This is a genomic window from Croceicoccus mobilis, from assembly GCF_001661965.1.
Taxonomy (GTDB): domain Bacteria; phylum Pseudomonadota; class Alphaproteobacteria; order Sphingomonadales; family Sphingomonadaceae; genus Croceicoccus; species Croceicoccus mobilis.
This window is the reverse complement of record NZ_LYWZ01000025.1, coordinates 405253-415955: the sequence shown is the minus strand read 5'-3', so window position 1 is coordinate 415955 and position 10703 is coordinate 405253. Positions and strand designations below refer to the sequence as shown.

Annotated in this window: 5 protein-coding genes; 4 read left to right on the top strand and 1 reads right to left on the bottom strand. The window is 59.7% G+C overall.

Annotated elements, in window-relative coordinates; all coding sequences use genetic code 11:
• Positions 1–120: 120 nt before the first annotated feature.
• A complete protein-coding gene (gene istA / locus A9D13_RS16055; protein WP_011950768.1) occupies positions 121–1614 on the top strand; it encodes an IS21 family transposase in 1494 nt (497 codons plus the stop codon).
• On the top strand, positions 1611–2378 hold the full coding sequence (gene istB, locus A9D13_RS16050) for an IS21-like element ISSsp5 family helper ATPase IstB (protein ID WP_007686288.1): 768 nt from the start codon (positions 1611–1613) through the stop codon (positions 2376–2378). The genes istA and istB overlap by 4 nt, the downstream gene beginning before the upstream one ends.
• A 43-nt stretch (positions 2379–2421) precedes the next feature.
• Here the strand turns inward: istB and A9D13_RS16045 are convergent, their stop codons facing one another.
• Positions 2422–4620: a UvrD-helicase domain-containing protein gene (locus tag A9D13_RS16045; RefSeq protein ID WP_082922477.1), complete on the bottom strand. Its 2199-nt coding sequence runs from the start codon at positions 4618–4620 to the stop codon at positions 2422–2424.
• 144 nt (positions 4621–4764) lie between these two features.
• Here A9D13_RS16045 and A9D13_RS16040 point away from each other — a divergent pair, with 144 nt between their 5' ends.
• Together A9D13_RS16040 and A9D13_RS16035 are read left to right on the top strand one after the other, a co-directional pair.
• A complete protein-coding gene (locus A9D13_RS16040) occupies positions 4765–7710 on the top strand; it encodes a hypothetical protein (RefSeq protein WP_156522122.1) in 2946 nt (981 codons plus the stop codon).
• An 89-nt stretch (positions 7711–7799) separates the two neighbouring features.
• Positions 7800–10649: an SNF2-related protein gene (locus A9D13_RS16035; protein WP_172808202.1), complete on the top strand. Its 2850-nt coding sequence runs from the start codon at positions 7800–7802 to the stop codon at positions 10647–10649.
• Positions 10650–10703 lie beyond the last annotated feature (54 nt).

Sequence of the window (10703 nt, the reverse complement as noted above, 5' to 3'; positions counted from 1 at the left end):
TGAGAACGGCGGAGCAATATTCGACCACGGTAGCGGCGGGATAGTCCTGCTGCGGGCGGCGTAAAAGTCGTCCACCTTGAAGCCTTTCTGCCGAGTCAGGGAGGTGTGGGGATCTACAGCGTGGAACTTTATCTTCAGGTCCGTCTGGCTTGCGCGGATGGCATGAGCCAACGGGCGGCGGCGAAGCGTTTCAATGTGTCGCGCGAAACGGTACGCAAGATGCTGTCGTTTTCATCGCCGCCGGGTTACCGGCGCCAGTCCGTACCGCAGCGCCCGAAGCTGGACGGGTTTGTGGCGATCATTGATGGATGGCTTGAGGGTGACCGCAGTGTCCCGCGCAAGCAACGCCATACGGCGAAGCGGGTATTCGACCGTTTGCGCACCGAGCATGGTTTCACCGGCGGCTATACGATCATCAAGGATTACATCCGGGAGCGCGAACAGCGCAGCCGGGAGATGTTCGTGCCGCTGGCGCACCCTGCGGGAGATGCGCAGGCCGATTTCGGGGAAGCGCTGGTGGAGATCGGCGGGGTGGAGCAGAAGGCCTACTTCTTCGCGCTCGATCTGCCGCACAGTGATGCCTGCTATGTGCGGGCCTATCCGGCGGCGGTGGCGGAGGCCTGGGTGGACGGACACGTGCATGCCTTCGCGTTTTTCGGCGCGGTACCGCGCTCGATCGTCTATGACAACGATCGCTGCCTTGTGACGAAGATCCTGCCCGACGGCACGCGGCAGCGTGCCACGCTGTTCAGCGCTTTCCTGTCACATTACGTGATCCGCGACCGCTATGCTCGCCCGGGCAAGGGGAACGAGAAAGGCAATGTGGAGGGGCTGGTAGGCTATTGCCGGCGCAACTTCATGGTGCCGATCCCGAAGTTCCCGACCTGGGAGGCGTTCAACCTGTGGCTGGAGGAGCAATGCCGCAAGCGCCAGCAGGACAAGGTGCGCGGGCAGAGCGAGACGATCGGTGAGCGGCTGCAGCGCGATCTCGCGGCCATGCAGCCTCTGCCCGCTACACCCTTCGAGGCCTGCGATCAGAAAGGCGGGAGGGTCTCCTCGCAATCCCTGGTGCGCTACAGGACCAACGATTATTCGGTTCCGGTGGCCTGGGGCCATCAGGAGGTCTGGATCAGGGCCTATGTCGATGAGGTGGTGATCGGCTGCCGCAGCGAAGTCATCGCCCGTCATCCTCGTTGCTATGCCCGCGAGGAGGTTGTCTTCGACCCGCTCCATTATCTCCCGCTGATCGAGCAGAAGATCAACGCATTCGACCAGGCTGCGCCTTTGCAGGGCTGGGACCTGCCCGAAGCGTTCACGACACTGCAGCGGTTGATGGAAGGGCGCATGCACAAACATGGCAGGCGCGAATATGTGCAGGTACTGCGCCTGCTGGAAACGTTCACCCTCGCCGATCTCCAGGCGGCGGTCGAACAGGCCATCGATCTTGGCGCCATCGGCTTCGATGCCGTCAAGCACCTCGTCCTGTGCCGGATCGAACGCGTACCGCCCAGGCTGGACCTGGACGTCTATCCCTTCCTGCCACGCACCACGGTCGAGAAGACCTTTGCCAGAGCCTATCTGAGCCTGCTCTCCGACCGGCAGGAGGCCGCATGAGCGATCAGGCCCCGGAGATCCTTCTCGCTCACCATCTCAAGGCGCTCAAGCTGCCTACGTGCCTGCGTGAGCATCACAAGCTCGCGCGGCAATGTGCCGCTGAAGGCGTCGATCATATCCGCTTCCTCGCCCGCCTCGTCGAGATGGAAATGATCGACAGGGAGCGTCGCATGGTCGAGCGGCGCATCAAGGCCGCGCGCTTCCCCGCCGTCAAAAGCCTCGACAGCTTCGACTTCGCCGCCATCCCCAGGCTCAACAAGATGCAGGTGCTCGAGATGGCGCGCTGCGAGTGGATCGAGCGGCGTGAGAACGCCATCGCTCTGGGGCCATCAGGCACCGGAAAGACGCACGTAGCGTTGGGGCTCGGACTGGCAGCATGCCAGAAAGGACTGTCGGTGGGCTTCACCACCGCGGCAGCGCTGGTCAGCGAAATGATGGAGGCCCGCGACGAGCGCCGTCTTCTGCGCTTCCAGAAGCAGATGGCCGGATACAAGCTGCTCATCATCGACGAACTGGGCTTTGTGCCGCTCTCCAAGACCGGCGCCGAACTGTTGTTCGAGCTGATCTCCCAGCGTTACGAACGCGGCTCCACCTTCATCACCAGCAACCTGCCCTTCGACGAATGGACCGAAACCTTCGGATCTGAGCGTCTCACAGGCGCGCTCCTCGATCGCCTGACCCATCACGTCAGCATCCTCGAGATGAACGGCGAAAGCTATCGCCTCGCGCACAGCCGGGCCCGCAAGGCCAAAACCAGACCCTGAAAATTACACCAATGCCGGGGGGAGTGGCCCTCGGGCTACGCCCTCACGCCACTCCCCCCGGCATGTAACACGATGGCCTGGTTTTACGCCGCCGAATGGCCGACTTTTGCTCCGCCGTTGACAGCCCTGCATTGTTCCGCACCGCCCTTAACGATGATTGGGCGCGAGCAGCCGCCCAGATTGCAGAAACGGTTTCGCGCGGCTTTGGAACGAGACCGTTTTTAAGAAGATCGCTCCAGCTCAACAGATCACCGTCTAGTCCAATCTCAAGCATTCGATAGCCTGCGCGCGGAGCCCAGTATCGTTCAGGTCTCCCTGTTCGGAAGTATCTGTTCGGGGTAACCCATCCCGTCCGCAATTCCGCAGATGCACGGGTCGCTCCAACATAAAGCGTCCTCGCTTCTTCGTCCCAGTCAACATCTTCTCCAGTTGGAGCTTTCGTCAACAGCAACATCACGCGGTCGCTCTCTCGACCCTTGATTGCGTGAATGGTAGACAGCAGTGGGCCCGTGTTCCCCTCATGATCGCGGACGATCTCGAGGACTGGATCTTCAAGCGCCTCGGCAATGTTGGAAACGACGACATGGGGTCCAGTTGCACCTTCAAGTTCCTGCAGGATTTCCCAGCATTCGGCAATATCCCGGTCACAGGCAGGTGCCAGTTCGTCGAACAGGGCGGAAAAGCCATCTCTCGATATACGCTCATTTCCGGGCAAGCCGCCCAAGGTCGCCCCGATCCACGCTTCGATGTGCAACGGGCGATCTGGAACACGGATCCGAAATTCCCGGCCTCGATACCTCAACGCTTCTGCGGCGGTGATAAGCGCGCCGCGCCCCCGCGTGAGGATCAGACCACGCGTCGTGGAAGCGTGACCGGCGAACCCAGAAATGCCGCTCTCTGATGCAGCAGCCTGGATACGATCGCGCACCTTGAAGTAGCGTGCCCGCTGATCTGAGGCAGGGGACAGCAGCTCATCGCGGCATTCGGCGAACATATCACCCAGTGCCGGAGTTTTCGTCCGGTGATCCTGTTCAAGACGGATGATCGAAAATTCGGCACGATTGCAGACGGTTTCGACGAACGCGTCTCTCTCAGCTTCCGTGACCTGATAGCCGTAGATAGCCTGCGCAGGATCACCCAGAACAGTGACTCCGCAACCGTCGTGCAGCGCCTCAACGAGTGCGTCACAGAAGGCTTTCCGGTCCCCCACAAGGTCCTGCGCCTCATCGATGACGACGTGCTCGAATCCCGAAACAATATCAAGAACAAGCGGATCTTTGCGCACGAGCAGCCGTGTCGCCGCTCGGATCGAAGCATCGTGCCCCCCCTTGACCGGCTGGCCTGCGGCCCCAAGCAAGCGCGCAGCAAATGCATCGAATGTTCGCGTGTGGATCGCAGAGGTTGCCGAAGAAGGGCTCAATGCGGCGACGCGATCACGAAGTTCGGCCACTGCCACGCGCGTGAAACTCAAAACGAGAATTCGTGACGGGACGACCTCTCCAAGGTCCACGAGTGAAGCTATCCGTGCGCATGCCACGAAAGTCTTGCCTGAACCGGGCCCTGCCTCCACCAACAATCGCGCATTCGCAGGCGCTTCAATTACGCGTTGCTGCTCCGGGTCAGGCCCGGCGGCGTCTGCCAGGCTTTGCCATTGCTCATGAAGCCCGAGCCAGTCGTTGATGAAACTGGCGTTCTGATCGCTGATGAACCACGACTTTGTAGCTGGATCAAAACTGCCGCATAGTGCGAGTGCGCGTGACAGCGCCTCTGGAATTTCGGCTACCTCCGCCCACGTGCCTGAGGGAGTCACGAATCGCTCCAGATGCGGCGGCGGTGCGTCATCGATTTCCTGCAAATACTCCAACAAGCTGCAACACGGGGGCAAGGCGGCGTCGGGAAAGAGACCGATACCTTCTTCAGACATAGGCATTCCGTGATCACCCACGCCAATCACCCGACCGTCCGGCAGTTCCACTCGCCGCTCCGGCAGAGCGATCAGAACCTGCTCCTCGCGTACGCTTCCAAATCCAAAATCTCCGGCCTCGCAAAGGAGCGAAATCAGCGGCCGGATCCGGGCATCCTCGCTTGCGCCAAGCGGATCGAGGAATCGGCTCGCCCACTCACAGACCTCCGCGACACTCGCCGATCTCCGAGCATGCACAAAGCTGCGGATGAAGTCGGCTATGCGTCGTAGCTCCTGGAACTCCTGCGAAATGCGCATATCCCTGACGTTAGAACGCATCTTCACCAAGATTTCTCGCCGCTTCAATAAATCCGAGTTGACCGGAGAAAGGTCTGTAGGCCAGTGTGTTGCGCATAGGGGAATGAGGGGCAATCAATTTTTTTGGATCCGCCCCGACCACGCCTCTTGTGCATGAAAGTAACAATGTCGGCGCTAGATCTCCTAAAAGAAAAACACCAAGAGATCGGCAGTCGCATTTCAAGGATGTCCGACGACCGCGGCTCTTTTCCTGTTTTCATGATAGAGCACGGCCTGCGTGCTGACGATTTAATCGGGGTAAGGGATTTACTTTGGCGCGCGCTCGAGCGTGACCCCAGCCTTTCAAGCCCTCAGTGGAACTGGTCGTACCTCCCGCTTTTGGCTGTAACGGCTGAGGTGGGATATCGATATCGAGGGACCGGAACCGACTTCTGGCCCGTAGTCGAGCAAGACCTTCACCACATCGCTGGTGGTGGATTTCGGTCAGCACTAGTCCGATTTTTCGAACTCGGGCATCGCGAGTTCGCCATAGCGAAACCAGGAAACAGTGCTTGGGAGCGCCATTTCCCACTAATCGCCTGGCCAATTGCAAACGCTCTGGTTCCGCTGGAGCTGCAACCGCAGCTCGCTCGCGCATTGCGGCAAGCGCTCCGGGCTGGAATCTCGGGAAATGATCCCGAAGCGCTTCATCAATACCTAGTGCAAATCGCCGTCGGTCAGGCAAGTCGTCGTTTCGAAAACTGGCTTCAGCAGACGGATACAGCGTCGGAAGTAATGAGGCGCTTGCTGTACCCAGCATCCGATGGCTGGCTGTCGGGCGCTATACTGGAGCGGATCGACCGCGATCTGCGAAAAGACGCGGGCGCGTCGCGCGCGATCCACGAAGCACGACGCATAACGGAGCGGAAGTTCAGGAACGTCGCCAGTGTTCCGCCGGCTCGCTACGTGTTGGCGCTTAAGGAGCGATCGCCGACTCATCTGCTCGTCAGAGGCCCCGTTCTCCCGACTGAAGTGCGGCAGGAGGTGGCAGGATTGTTGCGCTCTCCGGGCGATCGGATCAGAGCAGTTGGCGCGGATAGGGCGGTTCCCCTGCGGACATTTCTGTTCGGTGGAGCGATTGCAATCGGGCTTCCGGCAGAGCTTCCCGCTGCTCCGCTCTGCCAAGACGGTGAACTGGAACAACTCGACGAATCCGGTGAGAAGATCCTTGCTGCTCTCCAGCCGAGGAGCACATCCTTCTTCCTTGTCGGTGCCGGGTTTGTAGAGGCACAGGCTGTTTTCCCGGGTGAGCAATTACCTGCTCGTTCGCATGTAATTCGATGGATTGCGACCGGCGAACCGTCCGCGCCGGAATTCAGTTGGCTTTCGACGGCTGACAAAGCAGATGCGGAAGTCTTGCGCCGATCAGGCTTTGTCATTGGCAAGACCGGACTGCAAGTTATGGGCTTGCCGTTACCTGGTGCAGCCTCAAAGTTCGCTGCAGCATTTCCCGTTTTTGTCTCGGCCAGCAGCGTGGGCATCTCACCGAAACTGGATGGCAGCATTGATCCCGGCCGTGTCATGCGGGTTGGCGATCAAAGTTGGTCGGTCTTCAAACCTGCATGCGGCGAGCATTGGATCGAGTGTAGCGAGGCGGGCGACAGCAAAATCCTGTTTGAAATGGTTGAGCTTCCGGAGGCAGAGTCCGCCGAGATTGCACTGGACCCTCCACGGCCGACATTGGCGGATCTGGAAAGTGGAAATCTTTCGGTTCGTGTATCCGCACCTGTTGCTCTTGAGGGTGTTCGAGTGCGTTTGCGGCTAACTGCAGGAGGAATGCCAACGATCACCTCTGAAGGAGTTCTCGAGAGAGTTCCGGCGCTCGTTCGCGGCACCTCCAAGATTTTTCAGGAACTCCGGGCGCAGCTTTTTAAGACTCCGATCACGTCAGGCGCTGCAAAGTTGCGAGTCTCGGTTGACGGATTTCGAACGGAGGTTGTGGAGCTGCTACCGCCGATCAACCGTCTGACGTATGATCGTGACACCGGCCTGTGGTCGGCGGAAGACGGACTTTCCAGGGAAATCCCAACACTCATTGCAACGGCCGATGCCCCGATACTCAAGAGCGGCCGAGCTGATTCAAGAGGCTTGCAACTTTTGGTAGCGGACGCCCGCGACCACGAAGCGCTCTCTGCGGCATTAGTGCTGGATCATGGGCAACCCGCATTCGCACCGCAAAATTGCATCGTGCCGCCTGTTGTTCGCGAGGCAGTGAGCCTCTCGGACCGCTTCGGCATTGTTGATCTGGCACGCTCGGCGGTGGCGTGGAGACTGGCGCAATGCCGAAACGCGATCAGTGATTGGCAGCGATCATCGATCGCAGGCGAGCTCGAAGCAGCGGTGACCCGCATGCTGTGCGGCGATGCCTGGCTGGAGCTGGAAGAAGGCCTCGATCTTACTATTTTGTCGTCACATGGTGCCGTCGTCCACTGCGCCTGGCGGAAGTGGCTGACCAGAGGTAATGATCTCCCCGTGATCTCGAGCCGATCTGACCGCGCGCGACTGAACGGATATTTAATTCAACGACTTCGCGATGAGATTCCCGATGTCTCTTTGGCACTCTCTGAATGGGACGACGACACCGCAGGCAACCTCGATTTGGCCGTCATAGACGCATACGACGATCTGCGGAGGTATCATGAAGACCTCGGTCACGAAACTTTCGAAGAGCCTGATATGAGCCGCCCAGCTCACGTCTGGAAAGCTGCACTTCAAGAGGCTGCTGTCCTTGCCACGTTACCCATGTTCAGGCCATTGATCCTACCCGCACGCCGCTGGAACGCGCTTGTCAACGCATGGTATGGAGAACTCACACAAGACGACTTGGTAGATCTCCTCGACAGCTGCCACGTCGACAGTTTCAGGAGGCCCGGATTTCGATGGATGGGGAGGTCTGAAATCCGGACGCTTCTCCAGTTCTGGCTTTGCCCGGCTCAGGTGATTGCGGGCGAAAACTGGGGTGAAACCCTCGCTCACGCACTCTCTGACACGCAAACGGCTCGCGCCGTCCGATATGTCTGCTTGCGGTGGCGCCTTGCGGCGCGAGACCTGCCGGAGATTGCCACAGCGTGACGGATCCGTTTCTCAGGTTCGTAAACTGCGTCGGCGCGTACCGGATGCGTGCGTTTGCTCTTAACGAAGGGCTGGGCGGCGCGCTCGGGGTGGCTGCTGAACCACTTCCGCATCAGCTGGCGACTGTCCGCCGGGTGCTTTCTGAAGCCGAAATACGTCATTTGATTAGCGACGAAGTGGGTCTCGGCAAAACAGTTCAGGCGCTGATGATCGTGAATGCGCTCAGGTTTCAGGACCCGACGCATCGAACGCTCGTTGTTGCCCCTGACAACCTTCTTTCGCAATGGCAGGACGAATGCTGGACCAAGGGTCACGTCATGCCTGCTCTGGTTGGCGCTTCGGACTTTGACCCTGCAAATCTGCCATCCGTGACCTTGGTGCGCCCGCGCGACCTTACGGTGAGAGACGATGAAGGAGGCCGCATTTTCCAAGCCGACAACAAGGTGTTCGATCTACTCGTTGTCGATGAGCCGCAGACGATGCCCCGAGATGCGGTTCAAACGATTTCTCAACTTGCTGACGGCTTCAGACAGGTCTTGGTGCTTTCGGCGACACCTCGCCTTGGAGATGGTGCCTGGCGCAACATGCTGATGCGAATTCTGGAACCTGAAATTGCTCAGCTCGCGCAACTTCAGAATAAGACGATTGATGAGCTGCTCGCGGAACGGGAAGCGGGCGCAGCGACTGAACTTCTGAAAGGTGCTGACGCATTTCCACTGGTTCACGCCCGGTTCGCGGCTGGGCGGCGAATCGTGAGAAATAGCCGAAGTGACTGGAACGATCGGCTCCCGCGCAGGCGCAACCACTCCATACGTGTGCAGCCGTTGCACCATGAACGGCTCAGGATTGAAATTGCTCGCGCTCTCGTTCGCAACGCAGATTCGCGCCTCGGTTTTGAAGGCCCCCAATGGACCTCGGCAAAGTCTCTGCAGCGCAGTGCGCGCGCGGCGCGCGTTGTCCTCGCAGAGATAGCTGGCCGTGGCGGGGAACTAAGCGAACTGGCCCGCACTGCGCGTCAGCTCACGCTCGACGATCCCGGCGACGCCCGGCTTGGCGCGCTCCTCGATATTCTCGCAAGCCAGTGGACGAAAGACCCGGACCAGACATTTATTATCGTATGCGGCGATAATCCGACGATCGATCTGCTGCAGGCGGCGTTGCCGAGGTACTTTCCAGAGCTTGAGGCTGCAATCTCCGTGCTGCGGAGGCCGTCTTCGGGGGAGGTCGACCGGGTTACCAATCTGCGGGAAATGCAGGCGACGCTTGCCCCACTCAACTCAGGAGTTAGCCGTCTACTTCTGGTGGGCGATTGGGTTCAGGCCGGGCTAAATCTCCATCAGATCTCCAGCGGTATGATTTTCTACTCACTCCCTTGGGAGATCGACAGCATTGACCAGCTAATCGGGCGCATCGACCGGTTGGGCGGCGGCCGCGCTGACCGTCATGGGCAACGGTGGATAGATATTTGGCGAATACTCGTCGAAGGAGCGCAGGAAACTGCGGTAGCTGACTGTATGGCTGCGATGGGCGTCTTTGACGCCCCCCTTCCGCCACTGTCCCCGGAGCAGCTTACTGATGTTCAGCAGATCTTGGCACAAACAGCCGTCGCGGGATCAAGCCCGGATCCCGTCTCAAAGCTCGCCGCGGCAGATCAAGGGCTTCCGAGCAGTATCAAACTTGACCCGTCAGTGAACACCGTTGCGGCACGGGAGCTTTACGCTACGTGGCAACAGCCGGACCAGGAGCGCCAGTCTATAGGAGCGAACTTCGCCGGACATACGCCAGTAGCGAGAAAAGAGAGCGCCATGTCCATCTGGCTCAAGACGATGGATCGAGCGGGGGATTTCGATGTCGGGCGCAGGACTGACAAGGTCGACAGCTATTGCTTTCGAACACTGTGGTATCCACGTCAGGCAGCATCCGGCAGAGCAGGTCAAAGCCCATTCTTGCTACCGGGGGTTAATCATGAGCGCTGGATGTCGGACCACCTTCCCTTCATCCTGCGCCGTTCCGACGTCTCGTCTCCCCCGCGCAGGACAGTCCTGACGGACGAAGGCGAAGACACGCCGCGCCCGCTCCACTTCCTCGATAACGGTAGCGTCATCTTCGACACCCTCGTGGGCGGGTACTGCGCTGCGGCGGCTTCCACGTTTAGTCGGGCCAAGCGCCTCACGCAGACCGTTGTCATGATGCCAGAAGGCCACCCGGCGCTCGCAATCGGCTCCACGGTTCTGTTGGTCGCCGCGCAACTGGACCCATTTCCCGACGAGTTTTTGCCAAGTCTGTGGTCCACCGAGGCGGAGGAACTGCTTGCCACCGCCCCGACCGACGCGCAACGCATCGCCCTTCTTGCAGATCGCAAGGCGCTCATGAGCCGGTGGCGGGCGGTCCAGCGCGCGGTTCGGCTTGCCGCACCTCCGCGACTGCTCCTCATCGGATCGGCTCACGGGAAGGAGGGCTGGTGCATGTTGTCACGAGAGCAAATCGAAACATGCCTGCAGCCGTTTGCACCACCAGACTGGAAGGCGGTTGCAAGGGGCAGACCTGCTTCTCAGCCGCTAATAAAACAGGAGTCGGTTGAGCGTTTGGAAGCGGTGCACCGGGATCTGGTGACAGAAGCTGCAAAGCATTTTCATGAAGATGCAGTCGCACGGTCAAAAAGCGCCCTCGAGATCGTAGCGGCTCAGATGTCGGCAACTTTCGAAGCCGAACTCCGAAACCGGAACCTTACTGCGGAACGTCGGAGAACCGCTCGACCGGAGGGCGTGCCGGAAGAGCTTTGGCTGGGGCAAGTGGCCGCTCTCGAACGACTGTCGACATCAAGCGCCATCAACTTAAGTGAGGCTCTGGCTCTGATCCATCGGTATCAAGCCGGAGAGCTTCGAGCGGGTGAACCCCAAACAATCTCAATTTTGATGGGCCTCAGGTGTATCGATTAGTCCAGCCCTATGTGCGGCTGCGAAGCAGGCGCGAGCAACTCTTGGTTCCGTGGC

Coding starts and splice junctions, on each gene's coding strand:
- istB (WP_007686288.1), top strand. CDS start 1,611: ATGAGCGATCAGGCCCCGGAGATCCTTCTCGCTCACCATCTCAAGGCG.
- A9D13_RS16045 (WP_082922477.1), bottom strand. CDS start 4,620: ATGCGTTCTAACGTCAGGGATATGCGCATTTCGCAGGAGTTCCAGGAG.
- A9D13_RS16040 (WP_156522122.1), top strand. CDS start 4,765: ATGTCGGCGCTAGATCTCCTAAAAGAAAAACACCAAGAGATCGGCAGT.